1 protein-coding gene is annotated in these 213 nt (G+C 59.6%); it reads right to left on the bottom strand.

Annotation, left to right across the window (positions count from 1 at the left end):
- Positions 1-213 (bottom strand): biotin/lipoyl-containing protein (locus JAO32_RS19975; protein WP_334243657.1); only part of this gene is annotated, 213 nt, incomplete at both ends.

Here is a 213-nt window from a genome sequence, read left to right as displayed (position 1 = left end):
GGGCGACTACCGTGTTGATGGCAACGGTGGTGCCTTCTGCAGCCTTGATCTCGGTGAGCACGCCAGCGGCAGGGGACGGGATTTCCGCGTCGACCTTGTCGGTGGAGATTTCGAAGATGGGCTCGTCACGCTTGACGGTGTCGCCAACCTTCTTGAGCCACTTGGTGATGGTGCCTTCTGTGATGGACTCGCCCATCTGCGGCATCAGAACAT

This window comes from Terriglobus sp. ADX1 (genome assembly GCF_036877645.1).
Lineage (GTDB): Bacteria > Acidobacteriota > Terriglobia > Terriglobales > Acidobacteriaceae > Terriglobus.
Note: the sequence above shows the minus strand (reverse complement) of the source record. Positions and strands in the feature narration are given on the sequence as shown.